General features: G+C 36.2%; 25 protein-coding genes. 17 read left to right on the forward strand and 8 right to left on the reverse strand.

What is annotated here, in order from left to right; translation table 11 throughout:
* Positions 1-4 precede the first annotated feature (4 nt).
* The 7 genes from EJF36_RS05245 to yhaM all read left to right on the forward strand — a co-directional run bounded on the left by EJF36_RS05245 (position 5) and on the right by yhaM (position 9,341).
* The gene (locus EJF36_RS05245; protein ID WP_125905313.1) at positions 5-907 is read left to right on the forward strand and encodes an ABC transporter ATP-binding protein; all 903 of its coding nucleotides are present in this window, start codon (positions 5-7) and stop codon (positions 905-907) included.
* Entirely contained in the window at positions 900-2,141 is a 1,242-nt protein-coding gene (locus EJF36_RS05250) for an ABC transporter permease (RefSeq protein WP_125905314.1), read from the forward strand. Before EJF36_RS05245 ends, EJF36_RS05250 begins: the two co-directional genes overlap by 8 nt.
* Before the next feature lie 738 nt (positions 2,142-2,879).
* On the forward strand, positions 2,880-3,302 hold the full coding sequence (locus EJF36_RS05255; protein ID WP_125905315.1) for a GNAT family N-acetyltransferase: 423 nt from the start codon (positions 2,880-2,882) through the stop codon (positions 3,300-3,302).
* Between the two features lie 97 nt (positions 3,303-3,399).
* Complete coding sequence (locus tag EJF36_RS05260; RefSeq protein WP_125905316.1) at positions 3,400-3,807, forward strand: GNAT family N-acetyltransferase; 408 nt, start codon at positions 3,400-3,402, stop codon at positions 3,805-3,807.
* A gap of 294 nt (positions 3,808-4,101) precedes the next feature.
* The gene (locus tag EJF36_RS05265) at positions 4,102-5,352 is read left to right on the forward strand and encodes a metallophosphoesterase family protein (protein WP_125905317.1); all 1,251 of its coding nucleotides are present in this window, start codon (positions 4,102-4,104) and stop codon (positions 5,350-5,352) included.
* Complete coding sequence (locus EJF36_RS05270; RefSeq protein ID WP_125905318.1) at positions 5,349-8,357, forward strand: AAA family ATPase; 3,009 nt, start codon at positions 5,349-5,351, stop codon at positions 8,355-8,357. Before EJF36_RS05265 ends, EJF36_RS05270 begins: the two co-directional genes overlap by 4 nt.
* A 39-nt stretch (positions 8,358-8,396) precedes the next feature.
* Positions 8,397-9,341: a 3'-5' exoribonuclease YhaM gene (gene yhaM, locus EJF36_RS05275; protein WP_125905319.1), complete on the forward strand. Its 945-nt coding sequence runs from the start codon at positions 8,397-8,399 to the stop codon at positions 9,339-9,341.
* A gap of 55 nt (positions 9,342-9,396) precedes the next feature.
* On the opposite strand, the gene EJF36_RS05280 is transcribed toward yhaM, so the two are convergent.
* Positions 9,397-10,272 (reverse strand): peptidylprolyl isomerase, encoded by an 876-nt coding sequence (locus tag EJF36_RS05280; RefSeq protein WP_125905320.1) that lies wholly within the window; start codon positions 10,270-10,272, stop codon positions 9,397-9,399.
* A gap of 364 nt (positions 10,273-10,636) precedes the next feature.
* Here EJF36_RS05280 and EJF36_RS05285 point away from each other — a divergent pair, with 364 nt between their 5' ends.
* Positions 10,637-10,720: a YjcZ family sporulation protein gene (locus tag EJF36_RS05285; protein ID WP_125908269.1), complete on the forward strand. Its 84-nt coding sequence runs from the start codon at positions 10,637-10,639 to the stop codon at positions 10,718-10,720.
* Positions 10,721-10,861: 141 nt separating this feature from the next.
* Here the strand turns inward: EJF36_RS05285 and EJF36_RS21770 are convergent, their stop codons facing one another.
* On the reverse strand, positions 10,862-11,041 hold the full coding sequence (locus tag EJF36_RS21770) for a hypothetical protein (protein WP_125905321.1): 180 nt from the start codon (positions 11,039-11,041) through the stop codon (positions 10,862-10,864).
* A gap of 58 nt (positions 11,042-11,099) precedes the next feature.
* Positions 11,100-11,636, reverse strand: a complete 537-nt coding sequence (locus tag EJF36_RS05295; RefSeq protein WP_125905322.1) for a DUF3267 domain-containing protein — start codon at positions 11,634-11,636, stop codon at positions 11,100-11,102.
* A gap of 251 nt (positions 11,637-11,887) precedes the next feature.
* Between EJF36_RS05295 and EJF36_RS05300 the strand changes: the two genes are divergently transcribed.
* Entirely contained in the window at positions 11,888-12,241 is a 354-nt protein-coding gene (locus tag EJF36_RS05300) for a DUF1878 family protein (protein WP_125905323.1), read from the forward strand.
* 5 nt (positions 12,242-12,246) lie between these two features.
* Here the strand turns inward: EJF36_RS05300 and EJF36_RS05305 are convergent, their stop codons facing one another.
* Complete coding sequence (locus tag EJF36_RS05305; RefSeq protein WP_125905324.1) at positions 12,247-12,828, reverse strand: HTH-type transcriptional regulator Hpr; 582 nt, start codon at positions 12,826-12,828, stop codon at positions 12,247-12,249.
* A gap of 314 nt (positions 12,829-13,142) precedes the next feature.
* Between EJF36_RS05305 and EJF36_RS05310 the strand changes: the two genes are divergently transcribed.
* The gene (locus EJF36_RS05310; RefSeq protein ID WP_125905325.1) at positions 13,143-13,334 is read left to right on the forward strand and encodes a hypothetical protein; all 192 of its coding nucleotides are present in this window, start codon (positions 13,143-13,145) and stop codon (positions 13,332-13,334) included.
* Between the two features lie 55 nt (positions 13,335-13,389).
* Here the strand turns inward: EJF36_RS05310 and EJF36_RS05315 are convergent, their stop codons facing one another.
* The 3 genes from EJF36_RS05315 to EJF36_RS05325 all read right to left on the reverse strand — a co-directional run bounded on the left by EJF36_RS05315 (position 13,390) and on the right by EJF36_RS05325 (position 15,881).
* Complete coding sequence (locus EJF36_RS05315; RefSeq protein ID WP_125908270.1) at positions 13,390-13,908, reverse strand: tryptophan transporter; 519 nt, start codon at positions 13,906-13,908, stop codon at positions 13,390-13,392.
* Positions 13,909-14,030: 122 nt separating this feature from the next.
* Entirely contained in the window at positions 14,031-15,122 is a 1,092-nt protein-coding gene (gene serC / locus EJF36_RS05320) for a 3-phosphoserine/phosphohydroxythreonine transaminase (protein WP_125905326.1), read from the reverse strand.
* A 339-nt stretch (positions 15,123-15,461) separates the two neighbouring features.
* Positions 15,462-15,881 (reverse strand): HIT family protein, encoded by a 420-nt coding sequence (locus tag EJF36_RS05325; protein WP_125905327.1) that lies wholly within the window; start codon positions 15,879-15,881, stop codon positions 15,462-15,464.
* A 576-nt stretch (positions 15,882-16,457) separates the two neighbouring features.
* On the opposite strand from EJF36_RS05325, the gene EJF36_RS05330 reads away from it, so the two are divergent.
* The 7 genes from EJF36_RS05330 to EJF36_RS05355 all read left to right on the forward strand — a co-directional run bounded on the left by EJF36_RS05330 (position 16,458) and on the right by EJF36_RS05355 (position 23,685).
* Positions 16,458-17,195, forward strand: a complete 738-nt coding sequence (locus EJF36_RS05330) for an ABC transporter ATP-binding protein (RefSeq protein ID WP_125905328.1) — start codon at positions 16,458-16,460, stop codon at positions 17,193-17,195.
* Positions 17,192-18,397: an ABC transporter permease gene (locus EJF36_RS05335; protein ID WP_125905329.1), complete on the forward strand. Its 1,206-nt coding sequence runs from the start codon at positions 17,192-17,194 to the stop codon at positions 18,395-18,397. The genes EJF36_RS05330 and EJF36_RS05335 overlap by 4 nt, the downstream gene beginning before the upstream one ends.
* An 18-nt stretch (positions 18,398-18,415) precedes the next feature.
* Positions 18,416-19,150: an EcsC family protein gene (locus EJF36_RS05340; RefSeq protein ID WP_125905330.1), complete on the forward strand. Its 735-nt coding sequence runs from the start codon at positions 18,416-18,418 to the stop codon at positions 19,148-19,150.
* Positions 19,147-19,818 carry a phosphatase PAP2 family protein gene (locus tag EJF36_RS05345; RefSeq protein ID WP_125905331.1) on the forward strand — a complete coding sequence of 224 codons (672 nt, stop codon included), beginning with the start codon at positions 19,147-19,149 and terminating at the stop codon, positions 19,816-19,818. The genes EJF36_RS05340 and EJF36_RS05345 overlap by 4 nt, the downstream gene beginning before the upstream one ends.
* Positions 19,819-19,874: 56 nt before the next feature.
* Positions 19,875-20,030 (forward strand): hypothetical protein, encoded by a 156-nt coding sequence (locus tag EJF36_RS21420; protein ID WP_185806817.1) that lies wholly within the window; start codon positions 19,875-19,877, stop codon positions 20,028-20,030.
* A 286-nt stretch (positions 20,031-20,316) separates the two neighbouring features.
* Positions 20,317-22,605, forward strand: coding sequence for a glycoside hydrolase family 3 C-terminal domain-containing protein (locus EJF36_RS05350; protein ID WP_125908271.1), 2,289 nt, complete (start codon positions 20,317-20,319; stop codon positions 22,603-22,605).
* A gap of 240 nt (positions 22,606-22,845) precedes the next feature.
* Positions 22,846-23,685 carry an undecaprenyl-diphosphate phosphatase gene (locus EJF36_RS05355; RefSeq protein WP_125905332.1) on the forward strand — a complete coding sequence of 280 codons (840 nt, stop codon included), beginning with the start codon at positions 22,846-22,848 and terminating at the stop codon, positions 23,683-23,685.
* A gap of 94 nt (positions 23,686-23,779) precedes the next feature.
* On the opposite strand, the gene EJF36_RS05360 is transcribed toward EJF36_RS05355, so the two are convergent.
* Complete coding sequence (locus tag EJF36_RS05360) at positions 23,780-25,204, reverse strand: hypothetical protein (RefSeq protein WP_125905333.1); 1,425 nt, start codon at positions 25,202-25,204, stop codon at positions 23,780-23,782.
* Positions 25,205-25,312: the final 108 nt, after the last annotated feature.

Consider the following 25,312-nt stretch of genomic DNA (forward strand, 5'->3'; position numbering starts at 1 on the left):
AACGATGGCATTAGAAATTAATGAAGTTACAAAAAAATTTGGTACCTTTACGGCTGTTAACCATCTTAGTATACAAATTCCAGAGAAGCAGATGTTTGGTTTTCTTGGTGCGAACGGTGCTGGTAAAACAACCACATTTAGAATGATTCTTGGGTTATTAGATCCAACAGCTGGCTCTATAAAATGGAACGGTTCAGCTATAGATTACAGTCGTAGTGGGGAAATTGGATATTTGCCAGAGGAAAGAGGACTTTATCCGAAACTGAAAGTAAATGAACAAATTGTCTATTTAGGCAGACTGCGCGGTATGGCTAAATCAGATAGTATGAAGCAACTAGACTATTGGTTAGACCGTTTTAAAGTACCAGAATATGCGACAAAGAAAGTAGAAGAGCTATCAAAGGGAAATCAACAAAAGATTCAATTCATCGCGTCTGTTATACATAACCCAAAGCTTCTTATTTTAGATGAACCATTCAGTGGTCTAGATCCGGTCAATGTTGAGATGCTTAAAGAGGCTGTACATGACTTACAAGATGCCGGTACTACAATTGTATTCTCGTCACATCGAATGGAGCATGTAGAGGAGCTATGTGAAAACTTATGTATTTTACATAAAGGGGCACCGGTTGTTCATGGGAAACTGAAAGATATTAAACGCTCATTTGGGAAGAAGAATGTCACTATTCATGCTGATGGACTAAACGTCGCTATGGTTGAAAATATGCCGGGTGTTGTGAAGGTTAGGCAAACGGCTGAAGGGTTTGAACTGCAGGTGGAGAACGAAGAGGTTTCAGAACGCATACTTAATGCAATCGTAGGCAAAGGGTTTATCCGTAAATTTGCTTTAGAAGAGCCGTCGCTAAATGATATTTTTATAGAAAAAGTAGGTGCTTCACTTGAATAAATTTTTTATTATTTTATGGCATACATATTTTACTAAATTAAAAACTAAATCATTTATTATTACAACCATATTAACAGCTGTGTTCCTAGTTGGTCTTGTTAATATGCAATCTATCATTGGGATGTTCACTGGAGATGATGTACGGCGTGTGGCCGTTGTAGATGAATCAGGTGCACTTTTTAATGAAATGAGCCAAAACATTGTCAGTGAATCTTTACAGCTTGAAAAGGTAGAAGGACCGGCGACATCATTTGAGAGCCAAGTTCTTGATGGTACGTATAATGGTATTTTAACGGTGTCTCTTAATGATAGCGGACTGCCGGTAGCTTCTTACATATCTATGTCATTTACTGATACAGAGACAATCAGTAGCTTAGAACAAGCGATTCAACAGGTAAAGGTGGAGATAGCAACCTCACAGCTTGGTCTAACAGCTGTGGAAGTAGCTTCGTTATATGAGCCTATTCCTTTTGAAAAAGTTGCTCTTGAGGAAAATGCAAAGTCAGAGGAAGAATTAAATCAGGCACGAGGCCTTGTATACTTTCTGTTATTCATCATTTACTTCTCTGTCATTATGTATGCAAGCATGATTGCCATGGAGGTTGCAACTGAAAAATCATCAAGAGTTATGGAAATATTAATTTCAAGTGTGTCACCAATTCAGCAAATGTTTGCGAAAATTTTAGGAATTGGCTTATTAAGCTTAACACAGTTCATTACCATTACAGTGGTAGGATATTTGTCAGTTCAACAAAATATGAGTAATTTACAAGGTGGATTTTTTGACTATTTCGGGTTAAGTCAGATTCCGACGGCAACAATTATTTATGCAGGTGTGTTTTTCTTATTAGGTTACTTTTTATTTGCAACACTTGCAGCATTCTTAGGCTCTTTAGTAAGTAGAATTGAAGATGTGCAGCAGATGATTACACCTATGACACTATTAATTGTAGCTGCTTTTATGATTGCTATGTTTGGTTTAACCAAACCAGATGCTACCTTTATTACAGTTACGTCTTTTATTCCATTTTTTGCACCTATGATCATGTTTTTACGAGTTGGTATGTTATCTATACCTGTGTGGGAAATTGCTTTATGTATAGGACTATTAGTTGGCACAATTATACTTTTAGCAGTAATTGGTGCACGTATATATCGCGGTGGAGTGTTGATGTACGGCAAATCAAACTCATTCAAAGATTTAGCTAAAGCTTGGCAGTTAAGTAAAGAATAACATAGTAGGAGTATTTTGGAATTTAACTGCCTTTTATAAAGTAGCCATTCATAAGTTACCGTTTCGGTTTTATTGTTAAGATTCAATCAAATTATTCATATTCAAAGCGCATGGATTCCAGGATGGGATTTCATGCGTTTTCAGTATAGATACCCAACACTAATAAAATAGTAGCCCTAATTCATTCGCTGTTTCTAAGCTTAGAGAAAGTAAGCATTTCTATTTTATGATATAGGTAATTTATTTGTTAGGGGAGTGTAATTATCCGACTGAAAATGAAGGCAAAGTAGCGAAAATCAACAACAAAGATTAACAAGCTTTGTTATGAAAAAGAAATAACTTGTTCATAAAGAATTTCCGATAAAGCTGTAATGTAATTTAGTTTGTGAAGAGTTACACTAAGTTGGTAGTCAATTATCAAGAAAAATAATAATCCTAAAATGAAGTAGCTATGGGGGGATGTAAAGTGATTGAATTAATAACTGTACTTGTTGTCCTGTTAATATTGGTATATTGGCACAATTCTACGTTTGATTTTAAATGTATTCATTGCAGTGAGAAATTTTCGATATTATATTTTACAAATTTAATAAGCCCACATTTTTTTGTAAAGAAACGGTTGAAATGTCCCCATTGTCAAAAGGTTAGTTGGTGTTTAGTTGTTAGAAAATAATGCAACTCGAAAAAAATAGCGAGAAATTAATGTTCTACTCAGAAAGTGTAAAAAGGAGATCTGAGATGAAAACTGTTGTTAAAGCAAATATGAACAATTTAGATGAATTAGTGCATATAGACAGCGAGGCCATTGGCAATACCAGCAGACGAAGTTATATTGAGCAATCTATTGAGTTTGGACGCTGCATCATTGTGAAAGAAGAAAATGCTGTTGTTGGTTTTTTAATTTATGATACTAACTTCTTTGACTGTACTTTTATATCGTTAATTATTGTGTCACCATCTAAAAGACGAAGCGGATATGCAAGTATATTGCTAGATTATCTCATGGGTATAGCTCCAACTGAAAAGGTTTTTTCTTCTACTAATCAAACTAATATTACTATGCAGAAAGTATTTAATAAGAATGGATTTGTTGAGAGTGGTATAGTTGAAAACTTAGATGAAGGAGATCCTGAAATTATATATTTTAAGTTAAAATCGTAGCTGCATGGTTGGGTTTGTATAAACAAGGAACCATAGTTACTGTTCAATTTATACTTTTCAATGTTTACATGAAAAATAGATTAAGGAGTTGATATATGTGATTTATAAAACATCATCAGAGGATCTTACTCCCTATATGTTGGAAGGATTTTTTGTAGGCTGGCCTGATCCTCCTAGCTCAGAAACTCATTTACATCTATTAAAAAATAGCTGGAAAGTAATTGTCGCTATAGATGAAACGAATGGGAAGGTAGTGGGCTTTATATCTGCAATAAGTGATGGAGTTCTTACTGCTTACATACCACTCCTTGAGGTTTTACCGACATATAAAAATAAAGGAATTGGAACAGAGTTAGTAAGACGAATGCTTGCTGAATTAAGTGATATATATATGATTGACCTATGCTGCGATGATGACTTGATTGGCTTTTATAAAAATTTTGGCATGCATAAATCGAATGGGATGATTGTGAGAAATTATGAAATGCAATCAGGAAAAAGGTAATTCTAAGTGTCTAGCAATTTGAATTTAGTTCTAAATCTGGCGTTTTAATTATATCTACTTTAATCCAACTATCTAGAGGAAAACATTGGGGTTTTTAATTTCTCCACTTTTTTAACCTATATTAGTATCTAGCTCGCGTGCCTAGTCCTTCGAGTTCTTAAGCCGTCCCTCTTCTGCGGGTTACGTCTTAAGCTGGTCGGGGCTAAGCAGGCGTTTTTTGCTCTTCTAGGAACGTGCATTCGTATTATGTAAGTGATACAATATAACTATTAATTTAACAAGTAGGGTGATAGCATGACTAGTCCCATTACATTTATTCATATGGCGGATTTACATTTAGATAGCCCTTTTATAGGCCTCTCTAAATTACCTGAGCCAATTTTTCATAGATTACAGGAGAGCACATTCAAGTCATTAACAAGAATCATTACTCATGCAATTAATCGTAAGGTGGATTTTGTCATAATTGCGGGTGATATTTTTGATGGTGAACGCCGAAGTCTACGTGCTCAGCTTCGCTTTAGAGCAGAAATGGAGCGGTTACAAACACATAATATTCCCGCTTATATCATTCATGGAAATCATGACCACCTAGGGGGAGTATGGATAGACATTGATTGGCCAGAAAACGTTCATATTTTTCCAGATAAGGTAACTTGTATTCCGTTTGAAAAAGACCAAAACCCAGTGGCACATTTATATGGATTTAGTTATCCGTCCAAAGCGGTACATGAAAATATGCTGTCTCATTATAAAAAAGTCCCAGGACCGGAGTATCATATTGGACTACTACATGGGAGTGAAGAAGGAAACACAAATCACAGCCGTTATGCCTCGTTTTCTGTAAAGGAATTACTTGAGGCAGACATGGATTACTGGGCGTTAGGTCATATACATGTACGACAACAGCTTGGCCAAAAGTCTATTTTTTATCCAGGTAATATTCAAGGCTTGCACCGTAAAGAAATCGGTGAAAAAGGGTGCCTACATGTGGAGCTCTCTCAGATCGAGACAAAGACAACATTCATACCAACAAGTGAATTAATATGGAAATCTTATTCAATAAATATTGAGAATTATCAAAGCTTTGATGAGATTTTATCAGCTTTGTATACCGTAAAAGAAGAAATACGTGAAGGTGAAGCAGGTGTATTAGCAACTTTAGAGATTGTAGGCAAGTCCGAGTGGAATTATGACTTACGACAACCTCATGTAATAGAGGAGGTCTTGCTGAATTTACAAGAAGGTGAGGAGGAACGCCAAAACTTTGTGTGGGTTGTAGATTGCAAACTACATACCCAGCCAAATGTTTCATTAGACTCAATATCATATGAATCTACATTCTTCAAAACTTTATATGACGTTATGGAGCAACCGGATGATGACGATACGATAATGCACGTGTTACTAAGAGATTCGACAGCTAGAGCATTTTTACAGCCAAAACTTGAAGAAGAGTGGGCTTACATTCAAGACGAGGCTAAACAACTTTTATTGTCTGAACTAACGCAAATGCTTATAAAGGAGGGGGGAGGAAAAGCGTGAAAATAAAAGAACTTCACATTTATGGATTTGGCAAATTAGTAGATGTCCATATATCGCTTAATAGCAATGAAAATATTCAAGCCTTTTATGGTCGGAACGAGGCGGGGAAATCTACCATTATGGCATTTATACTCGGCATATTGTATGGCTTTCCTACTAAGCAACAAAATGAATCACGATATGAACCGAAGACAGGAGGCTCTTACGGGGGGCGAATTGTATTTCATCACGAACAAGCTGGTGAGGTTGTAGTTGAAAGAGTAAGAGGTAAAGCAAATGGAGATGTTACGGTTTATTATGAAGACGGTAGACGAGCGGGAGAAAGTGAGCTGCAAGCGATTGTTCAAGGAATGACTAAGGGACTGTATCAGTCTATATTTGCTTTTAACATCCACAGTCTACAAGGAATTTCACAAATAGATGGGGAGAGAATTGGGCAATATTTATTTTCATCTAGCTTAACAGGTACAGATTCACTTGAACGAATTGATACTCAACTTACCAAACAAATGGACATGTTATATAAACCAGCCGGAAAGAAGCCGAAAATAAATCAGCAACTGCAAGCTGTAAAGCAAGCTCAGCAGATTATGATAAAAAAGCAACAGGAGCACGGAGAGTACACTAAATTGCAGCAAGATATATATGATGCAGAAAACCTTTTAGCAGAACTTCAAGCTAAAAGACGACAACTTATTGATGATGAGAGTATTTTAACTAGGGCATTGCAAATTGCCCCTACATATGAAGAATACTTAACTATTAGTGCACAAGCTGAGAGCCTAGAGCAATATGAAGATTTTCCTGTTGATGCACTTGAACGGTTTGAAAAAATTCAAACTGCAGAGCAATCGATACTTGCTCGTATCACATCCATAGATGATTCAAGGCAAGAGCTATTGCAGCAATATAATTCGTTACAAATTAATGACAACCTTCTGCGGGATGAGGCAAAAATCAATTATGCGCTAGAGGGTTTTCAGATAATAAACATGAAGCAGCAACAAATAAGTGAGCTTAATTATGAGTTGGAAAAAATTGATGCATCAATTCATCACATCAAAAACGCATGGCAAATTTCCGAAGATGAGGAGAACATTTTAACACATAACACAAGCCGTACAGCTAAAGAAAATGCTAAGGTGCTTGTTACTAAGTATGAACATATTAACCGTGACCTTGCTGTATTAAAGGAAAGACAGCAAGAGTGTATTCGTGAAGTGGATGAAAGTATTTCAAAGCTTAATGTTCTGGAGTCTTACGTACTTGATGATGAGTTAGAGCAAAGCTATCGGGACAAGTTGACATTATTTGATAGACAGTCAGACAAACAGTCCGAAGCACGATATGTTGAAGAGTCACTGCAAAGAGTGATTACACGTAGAAAAGCTGCTGAGAAAAAGGAGCGTACGCAAAAGCGTACCGCCTTGATAGGTGTCATAATCGGTTTCCTACTAAGTTTATTCACTTATTTTCAAGACAACCAGGTGCTATTTTTAAGCATGGTGTTCGTAGCAATCATATGTCTAGGTTTATATGTTGTAGTACAAGTAGGAGCATTAAGTAAAACGTTGCGTGAAGAAGAAGCAACACTCAAAAGAAAGCTTGTTAGCTTGAATGAAATTGATACTATGATTTCAAGAAGTGAATATGAGCATCTACAACAGCAAGTAAAACGTGGAATTGAAATAAGAAACCAATTAGATTGGGAAAAGACGATATTAGAAAAAAAACAAGCTGCGTTAGAGGCTGTAGAACAACAAGTATTTGAAGCTAAAGAGGCTTGTGAAACTATCGAGCGTGAAATAGTAAAGTTTTGGAGTTTGTATAATCAAGCATATGATGCTTCCCTTCATGTGTTAGGAAACGAGCTTCTGGACTTCTTAAATGATATAGATAACTTAAAGCAGTTAATTTTGACAAAGCAGCAGACTTTTCAGAAGCAAGAAAAGCTAATAGAGCAATTCAAGGAATTTGAGAACACTATTACGCTGTTAAAAGATTTGCATGGTATTGATGAAGTGGCTATGGACCAAATTATCTTCAGATTAAAGCAAGAAGTGAATCAAGAAAAAGAAAATGTGATGAAGAAGCAGCAACTAGAAGAGAAAATTAATGAATTGAATGATATGGTTCATACACTAGAAAAAGAGCAATCTATGTTTACTGAATCAAAGAACGCTTTGTTTCATGACGCCAAGGCAAATGATGAAGATGAATTTCGAAGAAGGTGTAAAGACGCTAAAAGATTTGAAACACTCACACTAACGCTCCACCCTCTAAAATCGCAAATAAGTAGAGTAGACGATATAGTAGTGCAAAGCTTGAAGAGCACGCAAGAATGGGAGCTACAAAGGCAGTTAGAGCATGTTCAGCAGCAACTACGTGATGTACTGAGTCAGGAAGAAGATCTTCAAACTCAGTTGTCTCAATTACGATTAAATAAAAGAAGAATAGTCGAGGATGGCTCACTTAGTGAGGCTACCTTCAAAGTAGAGCAGGAAGCGGCACTGTTGTGGCAACACACTAAGGAATGGAGTAAGTACGCTCTTGCGAAGCATTATTTAACAAAGGCAATAGGAGAGTATCGTAACACGTATATGCCACAGCTATTGGCAAAAACAAATGAATATTTTGTTTTACTAACTAACAAACATTATATGCGTGTATTTGCTCCGGAAGAGTTCACAAGCTTTATAGTGGAACGACAAGATGGGGTGCACTTTGCTCCTAATGAGTTAAGCCAAGCGACTGCAGAGCAGTTATATGTTGCGCTACGTTTAGCTTTAGCAGATGTTGTTACAAATAACATCTCATTTCCAATCATAGTTGATGATAGTTTTGTAAACTTTGATGACGAAAGGCTACAAAATGCTATCCACGTTTTACGACAGGTCGCTGCGAATCATCAGGTGCTTTTATTCACATGCCATGAACACGTAGCAGCATCCTTTAAAGACAATGAACTAGTAAATGTAGAAGATCTGCAAGCTAAAATCGTATAATCGTATGCTATAATAATAAGAAGATTGGAGGCGTTCATATTGATTAATGGTATAACGCATTGCAATGTCGGAGACCAAGTAGAGGCATTTTTATTAATAAAATCATCAGTAAAAGGTGTAGCAAGTAACGGCAAGCCATTTTTGACATTAATTTTTCAAGACAAAAGTGGTGAAATAGAAGCAAAGCTGTGGGATGCGACTCCTGATGATGAGACAAATTACTGCGCTGAAACGATTGTTAAGGTGCAAGGTGATATCCATCATTATCGAGGGCGTAATCAATTAAAACTACGTGCTATACGCCCTGCTAATGAAATGGATGGTGTGAAGCATCATGATTTTCTAGAGAAAGCGCCTGTAACTATTGACGCTATGCAGGAAAAAGTTACACAATACATTTTTGAAATGAAGAATCCAAACATACAGCGAATTACAAGGTTTCTATTGAAAAAATATCAGCCTGCGTTTTTTGAATATCCAGCAGCTACCAAAAATCACCATGAGTTTATCTCGGGCCTTGCTTACCATGTTGTATCAATGTTAGATTTGTCCAAAGCCATTGCAACATTATATCCCTCGTTAGACCGGGATTTATTGTATGCAGGGGTGATACTTCATGATTTAGGAAAAGTTATTGAATTATCAGGACCTGTAGCAGCAAGCTATACAGTGGAAGGAAACCTAATCGGGCATATTTCAATTATGGTAAATGAGATAGGAAAAGCAGCAGAAAAGCTTGAAATTGAAGGTGAAGAAGTTGTTATTTTACAACATTTAGTATTGTCCCATCACGGTAAGGCAGAGTGGGGGAGTCCTAAGCCACCAATGATTAAGGAAGCGGAGATGCTCCATTATATAGATAATTTAGATGCAAAAATGAATATGATGGACCGTGCGTTAGGAAAAGTAAAGCCAGGCGAATTTACAGAACGAATCTTTGCCTTAGATAATCGCTCATTTTATAAACCGACCTTTCATAATTAATGAATACAATAAAAAAAGAGTTTGGCAATTTACCAAACTCTTTTTAAATGCAATCTTATTGTGCAGGAGCCTCTTCAGGCTTTTTAAGAGTATCTTTTAATTCATTATCAAGGATCTTCACATCAGCGTTATCGACTAAGTCTAGCACCTTAGCTTCAACGTCTGGAGGAGATACTTTTGATTGACGAATTTCGTTTTCAAGCTGCTCGCGCATCTCTTCTAACGGTTGAATTTCTTTCTTCTCTGTAAGCTTAATAACGTGGAAGCCGAATTGAGACTTAACTGGTTCACTAACTTCGCCTACTTCTAAAGCATAAGCTGCCTCTTCAAACTCAGGTACCATTTGGCCAGGGCCAAAGAAGTCTAAGTCTCCACCTTTTTCAGCAGAGCCAGTGTCTGTAGAGTATTCTTTTGCTAACTCTTCAAACGATGCACCGTTTTCCAACTGCTGCTTAATATCCTTCGCAACTGATTCTTCATCAACAAGAATATGACTCGCTCTAATTTCCGGAACTAATTCATCATATTTTGTTTGGATCTCTTCGTCTGAAACTTCTATGCCGTCAAAAGCAGCCTTTTCTTGAAGAAGACCAACGCGAATAGTTTTCTTAAGCTGTTCTTCGCTCTTAAAGCCGCTTTGCTCCATAGCCATGTCAAAAGAAGCACCTAGCTGTTCTTTCAGCTCATTTACTTTTTCGTCTACTTCTTCATCAGTTACTTCGTACTTTTCTGCTAATACTTTTGAATATATTAGTTCACGAAGCACTCCTTCGCCAAAACGTTCCTTCATAGCATCGTATAGCTCATCTTTTGTAATATTTCCTGCCTTTGTTTCTACAATAACTTCGCTATCTTGTGCATTGTTTTCACTGCACGCCGATAAAGAAAAAATTGTAATAGCAGCTGTTGTTGCAATAAGAAATTTTTTCATTACTTTACATCTCCTACTGTGTATTTTTCTATATGTTTGTCCTTTTTTTGATGAGCTCAGCATGAATGTATCTCATCAAAATTCCACAAGCATAACTATATCATACTTTATCAATGAAAAAAAACAGTTTTCACAATTTCACATAAAATCAGGGGCATATGAAAATGGGCTTGACTAGTAGGCATTCGTTTATACAAAAACGGCTGAGCTACGTAGGATAGTAATGTAAAGTGATAAAAGCTAAGTCACTTTATTGTGGATGAAAAGAAGCGCACAAAAAATAGTTGTAGATATGTACGTTTGCCTAGTCAAACTATCTAGATGTTGCATACAATACCTTGAACAACTGTAAGGAGGTGTTAGAATGGGCGCAGCATACGGAGGAGGATTCGCGTTAATCGTTGTATTGTTCATTTTATTGATCATTGTTGGTGCAGCTTGGTTATAAACCAATAGTAGCAACAAAAAAAAGCTTTTAACAACATGATTAAAATAAACGATAGCAAAAAAAAGCAAAGTCTGCGTTCGCAGACTTTGCTTTCGTTTTTTTCTTGGTTTAGTTAGTCATTTTCTTTTTACAACGATTTAACTACGTAAACAAAACTTCAACGTATGAGGAAACAAGAAGAATGGTAATTAAAACATTAATAGTACGAAAAACTTGTACTTGTCGTTCTTCTGGTATCTCTTTTTCAATACAAAGTGTGTTTGTTAGCCTATTAATATTGTATAAGATAAATGTTGCAAAAACTATAAATATCAAGAACATAAGAGTGCAACACCTCCGCTTTGCTTCATGCGCATGTTTGTATAAGCTAGATGGAAGTTTAAGTTGTTTGTTCAATTATTATTTCGAACCCATCGTCTACTTCCTCAATTCTGCTAGCTCTTGGTGCTTTAATAGTATGAAGTAAGTATAACAAATCTGTGACACACATGCCAACATGAATAGAGCAAGCAATGGTGAAATAGTGAAAATATTCAGGGAAATACAGAGATGCTATAATGAGACTAGCCGTCACTGTAACAAATGGAAACGAAAAAACTATCAAGGATATATATTTTGACAGTGGCTTTACAATTTTAAATCTAGGTAACTTTTGATTTTTGCATTTAACAAATGTAACTTTTTTCAAGAACAACACTGCTGGTATCACATGCAATAATTGATGAATAGGAGCTAATAGTAATAGTCCTAATAAGAATATAAAAAAGCCTTCATCATGTAATTGTGGATTGTGATGGATAATGTTCATAGGTAAATACAGTATGATAAAAACGAAAACAGTCAATAATAGAGACAGCATGGTAACTCTATGAAGCCCATAATCTTTATTTAGATTAATTGTCTTCCAGCATGTCATCAGATCACCTTCTAATACGGTTCGTATGTGTTAATACTAAATTACTTTATTACGATTTATACAAAAAATCAACCATGTTTTTTTGTTTTGTTTTCACAAATATTACAATTTCATGTCGTAAGCGTATACATTAACAACATTGGCTATAGAACGTACAAAGAGAGGTGATGTATTAATGTGTAGGAAGTTAGTTGTGTTTTCGGTAAGTTTAGTTAAAATAGAAGTAAGGATGAGTGTTTAGGGGGATACAAATGGAGACATTAGAAAAGCGAGTTGAGCGTCTAGAATATTATCATACTCTTTTACTACAATATATTGGTCCAGACAAGGCTCCCTTTTATTACTATGTGATGGAATGTCGTTTATCTCAGCAAGAGGTAGAGGATTTCCTGCAAAATTGTGAAAGGCTGAACAATGAGTACAAAAAACAAAAAGCGGAAGGCTTTGTTATATTCACCCCGCTTCTTGAAGATTTTAGGCAGCTAATACCAAATGTGCTTGATCTCGAGAAGACAATTGACACATTACTCGCACAGCATATGTTTAAACCAATAATGGAGGAATTTAAACAATTGTTCTATAAAGATCGTAGAAGGAAGAATTGAGCACCTTACTCTTGTGGTAGAGAGTTAGCTTCCTGCTTTTTTCTCAACCTGCCATCCTCTTCTACAAATTCCTCTTTAATATTTGTGAATGATGTTTCAAATATTTGCATGAAGTCATCCCCGTAAATATTCCTGATAATACCCATAACTTCTAATATTTCTGGGAACTTTCCGTACATCTCTTTTAGTGGGAGGGAACCTACGAAAGCAGAATTTTTATTAGGTTCATAGCTTTCAATTAAGTCCAGTAAAATTTTTTCTCCGTCTTCTGTTAATTCAATATACGTATTCCGTTTGTCAGTTTCTTTTTTTGAAAAATGAAGAAGACCACGTTCTTCCAGCTTTTTTGAAAAGTTAAATGCTGTAGATACGTGCATAACACCAAACTTTGCAATTTCTGAAATAGATGCCCCTTTCAGATGGTAAGCAATCCAAAGTATGTGGTGTTCGTTAATATTGAGATCATATGGCTTAATCCATTGCTGCCAATCTTTTTCTACCGACTTCCACAACGCCTTACTTAATTGTGCAATACGCTGACTAAATATTAGTGCTTCTTTAGCCGAATAGTTCTCGTTTCCTTTCATAACGTCACCTGCTTTACATTGACTTCTTTTCTCTATTATGCCAGTAAAATAAAAAATGTTAAAGATAAAATTTAAAAAAATCTGAAAAATTAACCAATATTCTTTAACTTTTTTTCTTTTGTTGCACTCAGAACAATTCGTTATATCATATCATAGTGAATAATTGAAAAAATCAATGTAAGCATTAAACCTCCCAATTATGTCAATTTTTATAATAAACTATTCTACAAAACAAACAAAAATCCTCTTTTATTTGTTAGTACATACAGCGATTTTTTTTGCATATAATAGCATCATAGAAAGGAGGCGTGGTTGTGAGGCAAATAGCAATAGTGTTTTTAGTAGTTGGATTTCTGTGCTTAGCAGTATTTGTTCACTTTTTGCTAGCTTTTTTACGACCTGGTATGTACCCTCCTAAACGTGTATTACAGGAGCGCCTTAAGCTCTTTGCTACTGTAGCCAGTGGTGCTTTGCTGATTGGGTTTCTCATATATTTAATATCTTAATAACTTAAAAGAAATAAGGCTGCCTAATAGGCAGCCTTTCATGTGTGTATTTTCTTTACATTTGTGGAACTAGTGTTGTGCGCCTTAATATTTGTTGAACAATTGGGTGTAATACAACCATAGCAATTGTATTTAAGACTGTTGCTGGAAGAACAACTGCAACAAATAAAACCATAAAACCAGCAGGTAAGCCGACAATGGCAAGTGCCGCCGTTAAGAAAATAATACCTGAAACAATGGTTCCAACTGCTGTTATAATAGCTGCAAACACAACATTTTGACTGTATTTCTTTAGAGCGATAATGACTAATACGATTACAAGCGACGTAATTATCTTATCGACCATATTGGGTAGGAATCCACCAGGAAATGTTGTTGTAAGTCCAGAAATCAAACCGGTTACAATACCTAACACAACAGCATAATTTGCTTGCGGAAATAGTAGCAACCCTAGGAACATCATAATAAGAAGCATATCTGGCTTCATACCTGATCCATATCCAGGAATAACTGCGTGTAAAACTGCTCCAATCCCAATAAACAGTGACAATAAGACTAGTACTCTCGTATTCATTTTCATGCTCATCTCTCCTCATCTAATCTAGACTAATTTTTTTAGCTTCCCCCACTAGTGCGCTAATGCCTAGTGCAAAAAAGCTTATCACAAGTATAGCAGTAATTTGTCAGAATTTAAAGTTATAAATATGAATTCTTAAAATCTTGCATATATGTTGCTAGTGCCTCACATGCTTCTAAGCTAACAGCGTTATAAATGGAAGCACGACAACCTCCAACAGAACGATGTCCTGCGAGACCAATAAATCCTTTTTCTTTAGCGGACGAAAGGAACTTTTTAGTTGCTTCCTCGGTAGGTAAAGTAAATGTTACATTCATATTTGACCGACTATCTATAGCAGCATGTGGTGTGTAGAAGCCATTACTGTCATCAATACTGTTATAAAGCAGAGCAGCTTTTTGTTCGTTACGTTGTTCTACTTTTTCAATTCCACCTTGCTCCTCAACCCATTGTAATACAAGACTTAACAAGTAAATCGCAAAGGTTGGTGGTGTATTATATAAAGAATTGGCTTTTGTGTGAGTAGTATAATTTAGCATCGTTGGTAAATTACTGTGTGACCTTTCCAGCAGCGATTTTTTTACAATGGCAACCGTTACACCAGAAGGGCCTAAGTTCTTTTGCGCTCCTGCATATATTAATGAAAATTTGTTCACGTCAAGCTTACGACTTAATATGTCGCTTGACATATCGGCCACTAAATCAGCATCTGGTAAGCCGGAAAAATCATGCCACTGAGTACCAAAAATAGTGTTATTTGTTGTTATATGGACGTAAGCTGGGTTCTCCAATGTAAGAGAACAATCCACAGCAGGGATGTAGCTGTAGTTTTGCTCCTTACTAGAAGCTATTACTTTAGTATGACCTAATTTTTCAGCTTCTTTTAATGCCTTCTCCGACCATGCTCCTGTTAATACATAATATGCCACTTGCTTCTCATGTAGAAAGTTCAAAGGAATCATTGAAAATTGTAAACTTGCCCCACCTTGTAAGAACAGCACCTCATATTCATCAGAAATATTCATGATAGAACGTAATCTTGCTAATGCGCCTTCGTGAACCGCATCATACTCCTTGCTGCGATGACTTAATTCCATTACTGACATGCCAGTACCTTTGAAGTTAAGCAGTTCTTGTTGAGCTTTATGTAATACTTCTGTTGGTAAGGCTGATGGTCCCGCATTAAAATTGAATGCACGAGTTTCTGTCATGTTGAATCCTCCTCGCTCAAATAAGATTACATATATCCTATCATGTTTAATAGAAAATAAAAGTTTAAATTTTGAATTTTTTTAAAATTAAGTAGATAATAGTTTGAGTATCGACAAAATTTTGAAAAGTAAATACGATGACTAGAGTTTTGTATGTGCTGTATTGGAAGATAACTTACAAAAACGCAGGTGATTTGGTTAATATTTGATAATAAAAAAAGCCGTCCTAAAAAGATCATTTTTTCTTGATCTTTTTAGGACAGCCTTTAAAATTTTGTTATTTGAAGATTCTGGTAGCTATGGCTTTCTGCACCAACGGGTTGTGTAATTCAAACTTTACTAAAGTGAACTTGAAATTTTCTGAGCAATATCTTGGAGATCTTCGGATGTGTATTGACTATTATTTGTTTTCCAAACAGCGCCAAAGCCGTCTCCTTTACCATAGCGAGGAATTAAGTGCATATGAAAGTGAAACACAGATTGTCCAGCATCTTCGCCGTTATTATTTAACACATTTAATCCGACTGGTTGGAATTGCTCGTGAATGGCATTTGCTATATGTGGTACAACTTTAAAAATACTTTCAGCTTCTTTTTCAGATAACTCATATACGTTCTCTTTATGTACCTTCGGGATAACAAGTGTATGTCCTTTAGTGACTTGACTAATGTCCAGAAATGCGACAACATCTTCATTTTCAAACACTTTTGCACAAGGGATGTCCCCGTTAACTATTTTACAAAAAATACACTCACTCATGTTAAACACCCTTTCTTTTCTTAAAGTATCTGTTATCAAAACTATATCAGAGTAGATAGGTAATTGGAATTTTTTGATTAAAATTATAAGAAAAAAAACAACGGAACAGGGTAGTGGTACCCTGCTCCGTCTATGAAGAGGCAGATTTGCGTCTAATACAGTAAAGTCTCTTTACGAAACACCTCATTTGTCATGGAAGTTGTTTGGTTACTTCACAAATGTGTCTTTCGTCAACACCTCATTTGGTTGATATCGAGTACTATTTGCTAGAGCTTAAAGTAAAATGTCGTTCACCGACACCTCATTTCAATGTTTGATGATTCTGTGTTCATCTTCATTGTTTAACCTCTGCCCCTTCGCTAATTATTATGGACCAACGATGCCGAAATTATTACAAAGAATTTAATTATTTTATTTTATTATCATTTATTGTGGCTATAGAAGTTAAACCTGACGAAATCATCTCGTGAAATATAGGGTGAAAACAATTAATGAAACCTTGAAGGGAAAAAATGCAAAAACAGTGAGCATCATGCTACAATATTAATCAAATATTTCTTTGAGAGGATTTGTAAAATGAGCTTATTACAAGTAAAAGATTTATCCGGTGGTTATACGAAAAATAATGTATTACAGGATGTGTCTTTTGAAGTAAAACCTAAAGAGATCGTTGGTCTTATAGGTCTAAATGGCGCAGGAAAAAGTACAACGATTAAACATATTATTGGATTGATGGAGCCTCGAAAAGGAGAGGTGCAAATTAATGGTGTAAAGACGCAAGACAATATAGAGAAATATCGCTCGCAATTTAGCTTTATTCCTGAAACACCTATACTATATGAAAACTTAACATTAAAAGAGCATATCGAGCTAACAGCAATGGCTTATGGGTTAACGAAAGAACAGCTTGAAGAGCGTACACCAATATTGCTGAAAAAATTTAGAATGGAAAAACGGTTGTCTTGGTTTCCTTCACACTTTTCTAAGGGCATGAAGCAAAAGGTTATGATTATGTGTGCTTTTTTAGTACAACCTTCTTTATATATTATTGATGAACCGTTTGTTGGTTTAGATCCTCTTGGGATTCACGCTTTGCTTGAGCTTATGCAAGAGATGAAGGAAAGTGGAGCAGGAATACTCATGTCAACACATATATTAGCAACAGCTGAAAAATATTGTGATTCATTTATTATTCTTCATGATGGAAAAATTCGCGCAAAAGGTACATTATCTGACTTGCAAAATAGCTTTAAAATGCCAGGTGCGTCGTTAGATGATATTTATATTGAGCTAACAAAGGAAGAAGAGCAATGATGAACATTCAAGATATTTGGAATAAGCGATTTCAACAATATTTACAAGAAACATCACGATATTTACGATACATTTTTAACCAGCATTTAATGCTAGTTCTTCTTTTTTTAATAGGAGGAGGAGCTTATGCATACCAACAATGGCTAACTGTGGTTTCACCAACATTTCCTGCTAATTTTATTATGGCTTTAATTATAGCCGCAGCTTTAACACCTAGTGCTGTGCAAACTTTTCTAAAGGAACCCGACATTGTTTTCTTACTTCCTGCAGAGACGAAGCTTGCTCCATACTTTAAAAAGTGTATATCTGTAAGCATAATTAGCAAAGGGTACATGTTAGTAGTTGCTATAGCAGTGTTGAGTCCTTTGTATGTTAGATTTCACTCTCCAACAAAGTGGCAGGTGCTTGCGTTACTAACCATTATTGTAATCTTGAAAGCATGGAATATGTTTATGAAGTGGAAGATGATGTATATCGCTGACAGCTCTTTAGATATCCTTGATATTGTTGTTAGATACTTAGTGAACTTTGCCTTTATTTATATTGCGTTACAACGTGCTAATCCTTTATATATTGCTGTAATAATTATCATTGCTGCAGCACTCATGTTTTTTTACATGAAGCTCACAAACGGAAAAACTCTAAAATGGGAAAAGCTTATACATCTTGAGGAAAAACGAATGTTGTCATTTTATAAAATAGCCAATCTTTTTACGGACGTTCCTCATTTAAAACAAACTGTGAAGCGTCGTAAATGGTTAGATCCTTTACTTAAAGTTCCATTTTCGAAAGAGCAAAGCTATCCATATTTGTATTGGCGAACTTTCGCACGTTCTGGAGATTATTTCTCGCTATATATTCGCTTAACTATAATAGCAGTAATTTTTCTGCTCGGATTTCCTACAAACAATTGGAAGATCTTTATTATTCCATTGTTTTTATATGTAACAGGCTTTCAACTTAAAGTTCTATTTCATCATTTTAAATTCACAATATGGTTACGCCTTTATCCTATAAATGCTAATCATCAGCTTACTTCGTTTAAAAAGATGCTATTCTTGCTTTTAACAACTCAGACAGTATTCTTAAGTGCTGCTATGTTTTTTATTGACTCATGGCAAATGGCTTTGTATGGGTTGTTAGCCGGACTTCTTTCGAGTGGAGCGTTAACCAGCTTTTTTATGAAAAAAATAAATAATTAACGAGAAAGGACGAGATGGGTGGAGAATTACGAACAAGCTATTCACAAAGAGCTTTTTTACTGGAAACATTCTATTTTGCAAAAGCCAAGCTTATTCACTCGTTCTTCAAAGCAACTGCAAACAAAAATAAACAGTCTGGTTCCTGATAAAGTTCACACTGCACTAACAGACGCTATTAAGAAAATGGTAGAAGTGGTGCTATCAGGATCGGGCTTTGCTGGCACTTCACCACTGCAGCAATTGACTTTACAAGAACGTGATGAACGTGCTTTAGCAAAAATTGCATCCTATAAAAGAGCGGGTATGTTGGGTGGCGCCGGAACAGGCGCCGGTGGAGTTGTTCTTGGCTTGACAGACTTTCCGTTACTGTTATCAATTAAGATGCGCATGCTTTTTGAATTAAGTGCCATATATGGATTTAACACGAAGCAGGAAAACGAACGCTACTTTTTACTGTATATATTTCAGTTAGCCTTTTCGAGTCATGCTCATCGCCAGCAAGTATTGAACATAATTGAAGAATGGCATATGACAGAATCTGAGGCGAAGTTATTGGATTGGCGGGCATTTCAACAAGAATATCGAGATTACATTGACTTGGCGAAGCTATTACAGCTTATGCCTGGGATCGGAGCCGTTGTAGGCGCTGTTGCGAATTATAGTTTAGTGGAACATTTAGGGAAAACCACGATGAATTGCTTTAGATTAAGATTGCTACAAGATATAACAAATGGGGGAAAAGAAACGGTATGAGTGTACAATTAAGAGAGAATTCAGAACTTGTTACTAGCCGGGGGAGGCACATATGGTCGGTGTTGTATGCTTTTGTGCCAGTTGCGGTGTTAATACTTACTGTTCTGACATTTTTAGTGTTACGTGGTGAAGAGCTTCTTATTGATACGGTAGGCTCATCCATTTTTACAGCGCTTAATAGTGCAACACCATTTTTTGTTGCTGTTGCAGTATTTGGCTCAACGTATGCTGTTTTGACTGTATTGTTACTCATGATAGTATTTTTAATAGTGAAAAAAGATTATATAGGAGCTTTTATCTTTTTTGTTGGAGGGCTAACAGCTTATTTTTCCAATAGCATTTTTAAAGACTGGATTGGTAGACCTCGACCTAGTTTACAGGCCGTTGTAGAATCAGAGGGATACAGCTTTCCGAGTGGGCATATGATGGTTGGATTTGTATTGTATAGCTTAGTTGCCTATTATGTGATCAAACATGTGACATTTAAATTTACTGCAACAGTAACAGTAACTTGTGTAGCTTTGCTGTTGTTTTTAATGGGAATCAGCAGAGTAGCACTAGGTGTGCATTATTTATCTGATGTTGTAGCAGGTATTTGTGCGGGATATATCGTATTTATAACATTTGTTTACATCAATCAGCGTATTAGTAAACGAAAATATGCTTAATAACCTGACATATTGGATACATTACGTTTGTAGCTAATATTTCAGGAGGAATGCGTATGAGTAAACAAGGTAAATTAAATCAAGAGCAATCGGCTCAGCAGTTAAAAAAACAACAAGGCCGAAATGATGTAGAATTCGGCAGTGACTATCAAGTAGGTAACAGCCAAAATCAAAGCCAAAAGAAAAGTGGCAGACAAATAAACAAGAAATAATGTTGAAAAAGCATCAGGCAGCCCTGGTGCTTTTTTCATGTTCTAGTAAGTAGAATAAGAAGGGATTTCTAAGTAATGTATAGAAATCTTTTTATATACAGTTATTTGGAAAAAAAGGGTATACAGGTAGTGATATATTTTACAATAATCTATCAATAAATTCTTTAAGTATGAATAAAATTAATGTTGGCTTGCTGTTTCATAAGTTTTGAGTTATTGGTAACAGTCTTACAGCGGATGCAAGTAACATTTTAGTTCATATTCTTACAAACGATAAGGAGGTATGATTGTGAAAGATGTAACAGCTTTAATCTCACAAATGACATTAGAGGAAAAAGCAAGCTTGTGTTCTGGGTTAGATTTCTGGCATTTAAAAGGTATTGAACGATTAGGAATTCCATCCGTTATGGTTACAGATGGACCTCATGGGTTACGAAAGCAAGCAAATGATGCCGATCATTTAGGTATTTATGATAGCGTACCAGCAACATGCTTTCCCTCAGCTGTTGGATTAGCAAGTACATGGAATCGAGAGTTAGTAGAGCGTGTTGGTAAGGCATTAGGAAATGAAGCTCAAGCAGAAAAGGTGGCAGCACTACTCGGGCCTGGTGTTAACATAAAGCGCTCCCCGCTTTGTGGTAGAAACTTCGAATATTTTTCTGAAGACCCATATTTATCATCTGAAATGGCGATTGCTCATATCAACGGTGTACAAAGCCAAGGTGTAGGAACTTCGTTAAAGCACTTCGCGGTAAACAATCAAGAGTATAGAAGAATGACAGTGGATGCAGTCGTTGATGAAAGAACACTTCGAGAAATATATTTAGCGAGCTTTGAAAATACGGTGAAAAAGGCACAGCCATGGACGGTGATGTGCTCATATAACAAGGTTAATGGCGAGTTTGCTTCACAACATAAAAGACTACTGACTGATATTTTAAGGGATGAATGGGGATTTGATGGATTGGTAGTTTCAGATTGGGGTGCTGTTGATGAGCGAGTAAAGGGTCTGCAAGCGGGTTTGGATCTTGAAATGCCCTCAAGCTATGGCAATGGAGATAATAAAATAGTGGAAGCAGTTAAAAATGGTAGTCTCTCAGAAGATGTGTTGAATCATGCTGTGGAGAGAATAGTAACATTTATTCTGAAATATATAAATAATGCTAACATAGATGCAACATACGATAAAGAAGAGCACCATACCCTTGCAAGGGAAGTAGCCGCAGAAAGTGTAGTTTTGTTGAAAAATGAAAATCAAATTTTGCCTCTATTGAGGAAAGGGACCATTTCTATTATAGGTGCGCTAGCGAAAACTCCAAGATATCAAGGTGGAGGAAGCTCCCATGTCAATCCAACAAAAATAGATGACATTATCGGTGAAATACGTAAGTCTGCTAGTAACAATGTCAACGTGTTATTTGCGCTAGGATATGAGTTAGACAGTGATGCTATTAATGAGGACTTAGTAAAACAGGCTAGAGATGTAGCTGAACAATCTGATGCTGTTGTGTTATTTGTTGGTCTACCTGATCGATATGAATCTGAGGGGTATGACCGAGAACATCTGCGTATCCCAGAGAATCAAAAAAATCTCATTGAACAATTAGCTGAAATGCATGACAACTTAGTTGTTGTACTTAACAATGGTGCCCCGATTGAAATGCCGTGGCTTAAACAAGTAAAGGCTGTGCTCGAGGGCTACTTAGGTGGGCAAGCCTTTGGAGGAGCGATAGCTAAAATATTATTTGGCGATGTGAATCCAAGCGGAAAGCTAGCCGAGAGTTTTCCTGTCAAACTTTCTGATAATCCTTCGCACCTCAATTTTCCTGGTGATCGGGATACGGTAGAGTATAGAGAAGGAATATTTGTAGGGTATAGATACTACGACACGAAGGAAATAGACCCACTCTTCCCATTCGGCTATGGCTTGAGTTATACAAACTTTGAATACAGTGACTTACGGATTAGTTCCGACACAATAACAGATGTGGAAGCAGTGTATGTGTCACTAAAGGTAAAGAACGTTGGGAATATAAGAGGTAAAGATGTTGTTCAATTGTATGTAAGGGATGTGGAAAGTAACGTGACACGTCCTTTGAAGGAATTAGTAGGCTTTGATAAAGTTAGTTTAGAGCCAGGTGAGGAGAAGACCGTTACTTTTCATTTAGATAAGCGAGCATTTGCATATTATAGTGTCGAGTTAAATGACTGGCATGTAGAGACAGGAGAGTTCCGAGTTTTAATTGGTCAATCCTCAAGAGATATTAAATTAGAGGGGTCAATATTTGTCGAGTCAACGGTACCTATTGTGAACAAGATTCATAGAAATACAACAGTGGGAGATATAATGGCAAATCCTATTCTTGCTCCTGTTGCTATGCAATTTTTAAAGAGTATGATGGAGGACAGTCCTCTTTCTGCAACTCAAAAAGAGGGGAATGCAAACGAAATGTTTGATGCTATGCTGAAACACATGCCATTACGTGCTATTGTTAATTTTAGTATGGGAGCTTTTACAGAAAAAATGCTAGAAAACATCATTGATACGCTTAATAGCATGCTAGATACAGAGTGAGTTGAAACCGCTCGGGAATAAATCCTGAGTGGTTTTTGTTATGAAATTTGGATAAAAAAAAGAATATATTTTTGAGAATGAATGCTATAAAATCAGTATATCTTGCTGTTGAAATTGTTAATTTCGTAAAAGTAGGAACTATTCCATATCCGATTGAATTAACTCGTAATGGTTAAAAATACTACTACTATGCTTAGCATGAAAGCAGTAATGAAAATGAGTTTAGGGAGTTAATTAACAATGGATGTACTTTCTATTTTAAAGGCAATTATTTTAGGGATAGTGGAAGGCTTAACCGAATTTGCGCCTGTATCATCAACCGGTCACATGATAATTGTGGATGATATGTGGTTGCAATCTGAAGAAATTCTAACGAAGTATGTAGCCAATACGTTCAAAATAGTGATTCAATTAGGGTCTATCCTCGCTGTCGTTGTTGTTTTTTGGAATAGATTTATTGATTTATTAGGATTGAATAAATTTTTAACAAAGGGTGAGGGGAATCAACGTACTACACAGCGACTTACACTCTCTCAAGTTATCGTAGGCTTACTTCCTGCCGGTATTCTGGGAGTATTGTTTGAAGATTACATTGACGAATATTTATTTTCTATTCATACCGTGTTGATAGGGTTAGTTATTGGAGCATTTCTTATGATTCTAGCTGACCGCTTAAGTTCAAAAAATCCTATCACTCAAACGGTCGATCAAATAACCTATAAACAGGCATTAATTGTAGGTTGCATTCAATGCTTATCACTATGGCCGGGCTTCTCAAGGTCAGGTTCTACAATATCTGGTGGGGTAATTTTAGGTATGAGTCACCGGGCGGCAGCTGATTTCACATTTATCATGGCTGTTCCTATAATGGTTGGTGCAAGTGGTTTATCTTTATTGAAAAACTGGCAATATTTCACCCTTGACGCAATGCCTTTCTTCATAGCGGGTTTTATAAGTGCATTTGTATTTGCACTCATATCAATTCGTTTTTTCCTAAAGCTAATTAATAAAATAAAGCTTGTTCCATTCGCTATATATAGGATTGTATTAGCACTTGTTATTTTTGTAGTTTATTTCTAATATTGAACGAAAAAAGAGATTGTCGATTGACAATCTCTTTCTTACTATGGGATCGGAAGGCTAGAAAAAAAGGTAAATATTTTAATGAAAATACCTATAGGAGGAACATTGCAAATATTGTTGTTACTATTAGCCCTATCGTGACTGGCAAGAGGTTTTTGCGAGCTAATTCAAACGGATCCACACCACAAATAGCAGCAGCAGGAATTAAAGCCCATGGTACAAGTGTACCGCCACCAACCCAAATCGCTGCGATTTGTCCAAGTGCTGTTAGCGTAGCGGCACTTGTGTCAATGGCTACTGCGAATAATTGAGCAATTGAGCCAGCAAGTGAAATGCCAGAAAAGCCTGAACCATCTAACCCTGTAATAGCTCCAACTGTAGTTAACGTAATAGCTCCAACTGTTGCGTTTAAAGGAACATTATTCGCTAATGCCACACCAAGGTCATTAACAATTCCGTTTGAACCAGCAGGTAAAAACTCTCCGATAATCTTTGTAAAACCAGAGTCGCCCAGATAGAAAAAAGCAGCTATCGGAATGACAGGTCCAAATACTTTAAATCCAAATTGAAAGCCCTCGATTAAATATTGAGTTGTTTCTTCTAATCCTTTATTCTTATGAGCACTTAAAGCAATGATTAACAAAATAAAGATCGACGTTCCTCCAATTAGTGCCGTTGCATCTCCACCTTGTAAGTTAAACGCAAACATAGCCAAAATATTTAATGCAAATAAAACAGGAATTAGGAGTGCTATTAAACGTTTTGAGTTGGTAGATAATAATTGTTTTAGCTCTTTTTTCTCCTGGTGACTGAGGTCTTCGGTTAGTGGATTTGTGTGAGGAGAACTATCACCATTTCCTGAAGATAAACGTCCCTTTTTCATATCTCTCCGAAGAAAAATAAATGCCACAACAGTTGTTACAACACCCATCACAATAACTAACGGAACACTTGCCGCCACAACATCTTGTACAGGAAGTCCTGCAGCATCTGCTGTTAATTTCGGAGCAGCTTGAATGACGAAATCCCCTGATAAGGCTATTCCATGACCAAATAAGTTCATTGCCATAGCCACCCCTAGTGCTGGCAAGCCAACACGAACAGCAACTGGTAGTAAAACAGCACCAAGTAAGGCAACAGCAGGGGATGGCCAGAAAAACCAAGAGATAACCATCATTAAAATACCAATGACCCAATATGCTAACGCAGGTGTACGGATTAGCTTTGTAAATGGTGATATCATAACATCATTGACACCTGTTACCGTTAATGCCCTACTCATAGCAACAATAATCGAGATTACAAGAATTGTAGATAGAAGCTCTGTAATAGCAAAAGCAAAACTATTAAAAATACCACTAACAGAAGAGGTTAAGCTTCCTGTCGCTACAAACGCTAGTAAAAATATTCCGGCTATACATATTAATGTTGTGTCACGACGGAAAATCATAAAGCCAATGATTAACCCTATAAATATGACGTAAATCCAATGAAGTGCAGTTAATGTCACTAACACCTAGATCATCCTCCTAAACTCTTTCTTATTGAGATTTTGTAGCTAAATTAATGTCTAGCTACAGGTGCCCAAACACTAGTGATGCTTCGCCCTCCTTCTTACGAGTAG

Origin of the sequence: Bacillus sp. HMF5848 (genome assembly GCF_003944835.1) — a bacterium.
Taxonomy (GTDB): Bacteria; Bacillota; Bacilli; order Bacillales; family HMF5848; genus HMF5848.

Coding starts and splice junctions, on each gene's coding strand:
- EJF36_RS05245 (WP_125905313.1), top strand. CDS start 5: ATGGCATTAGAAATTAATGAAGTTACAAAAAAATTTGGTACCTTTACG.
- EJF36_RS05255 (WP_125905315.1), top strand. CDS start 2,880: ATGAAAACTGTTGTTAAAGCAAATATGAACAATTTAGATGAATTAGTG.
- EJF36_RS05265 (WP_125905317.1), top strand. CDS start 4,102: ATGACTAGTCCCATTACATTTATTCATATGGCGGATTTACATTTAGAT.
- EJF36_RS05280 (WP_125905320.1), bottom strand. CDS start 10,272: ATGAAAAAATTTCTTATTGCAACAACAGCTGCTATTACAATTTTTTCT.
- EJF36_RS05285 (WP_125908269.1), top strand. CDS start 10,637: ATGGGCGCAGCATACGGAGGAGGATTCGCGTTAATCGTTGTATTGTTC.
- EJF36_RS21770 (WP_125905321.1), bottom strand. CDS start 11,041: ATGTTCTTGATATTTATAGTTTTTGCAACATTTATCTTATACAATATT.
- EJF36_RS05295 (WP_125905322.1), bottom strand. CDS start 11,636: ATGACATGCTGGAAGACAATTAATCTAAATAAAGATTATGGGCTTCAT.
- EJF36_RS05300 (WP_125905323.1), top strand. CDS start 11,888: ATGGAGACATTAGAAAAGCGAGTTGAGCGTCTAGAATATTATCATACT.
- EJF36_RS05305 (WP_125905324.1), bottom strand. CDS start 12,828: ATGAAAGGAAACGAGAACTATTCGGCTAAAGAAGCACTAATATTTAGT.
- EJF36_RS05315 (WP_125908270.1), bottom strand. CDS start 13,908: ATGAATACGAGAGTACTAGTCTTATTGTCACTGTTTATTGGGATTGGA.
- serC (WP_125905326.1), bottom strand. CDS start 15,122: ATGACAGAAACTCGTGCATTCAATTTTAATGCGGGACCATCAGCCTTA.
- EJF36_RS05325 (WP_125905327.1), bottom strand. CDS start 15,881: ATGAGTGAGTGTATTTTTTGTAAAATAGTTAACGGGGACATCCCTTGT.
- EJF36_RS05330 (WP_125905328.1), top strand. CDS start 16,458: ATGAGCTTATTACAAGTAAAAGATTTATCCGGTGGTTATACGAAAAAT.
- EJF36_RS05335 (WP_125905329.1), top strand. CDS start 17,192: ATGATGAACATTCAAGATATTTGGAATAAGCGATTTCAACAATATTTA.
- EJF36_RS05345 (WP_125905331.1), top strand. CDS start 19,147: ATGAGTGTACAATTAAGAGAGAATTCAGAACTTGTTACTAGCCGGGGG.
- EJF36_RS21420 (WP_185806817.1), top strand. CDS start 19,875: ATGAGTAAACAAGGTAAATTAAATCAAGAGCAATCGGCTCAGCAGTTA.
- EJF36_RS05355 (WP_125905332.1), top strand. CDS start 22,846: ATGGATGTACTTTCTATTTTAAAGGCAATTATTTTAGGGATAGTGGAA.